Raw genomic sequence first — 699 nt, 5'->3', positions numbered from 1 at the left:
ATATTCAGGGCATCAAGGAGCTGTTCAAACGGCATATCCTGATGGGCTTTGGCTTCGGCAACCTGCTGATGGGTCTGCGCAATCAGGGCTGCCACGCTGGCAGTGTGTTGCAGTTGCGCCCTTAAGACCAGTGAGTTGACGAACATGCCAATCAGGGGCTGAGTCTGGGCATGATGGCGGTTATCGGTGGGTGTCCCCAGTACGATATCGTTTTGCCCGGATAATTTTGCCAGCGTGACATAAAAGGCACTGAGCAGCACGGTATACAGGGTCGTCTCCTGTGTTTTTGCCAGTGCTCGTAGCTGTTCAGAAAGCCGGGTGTCCAGCGCAAAAGTGAAATTACGTCCCTGATAATTCACCTGAGCCGGTCTGGGGTAATCAGTTGGCAAGGCCAGTGCTTCATAGTTGGCTAAAGCCTGTCGCCAGTAAGCTAGCTGGCGTTCACGCTGATCACCCTGTAAATAGTCGCGTTGCCATGCGGCATAATCTCCATAGGTGATATCCAGGGCAGGAAGCTGGCTGTCCCGCTTTTCCTGTAAAGACTGGTAAATTTCCGCCAGTTCATGCATAAAGATATTAATTGACCAGCCATCAATGGCGATATGGTGCCATAACAGTAATAAATAGTGGCTGTCAGAAACCGGATAGTGACGCAGGCGCAGACTGGACTCTGTGGTTAAATCAAATGGCGTGGCAATC

The 699-nt window shown here is 51.2% G+C and carries 1 protein-coding gene; it reads right to left on the bottom strand.

The features are described 5' to 3' along the window. Positions 1–699: condensation domain-containing protein (locus Xind_RS19710; RefSeq protein WP_222941875.1), on the bottom strand; the 699-nt coding region annotated here is incomplete at both ends.

Origin of the sequence: Xenorhabdus indica (assembly GCF_014467235.1) — a bacterium.
In the GTDB taxonomy this organism is placed as follows: Bacteria; Pseudomonadota; Gammaproteobacteria; order Enterobacterales; family Enterobacteriaceae; genus Xenorhabdus; species Xenorhabdus indica.
This window is presented reverse-complemented; position numbering and strand designations above follow the sequence as displayed.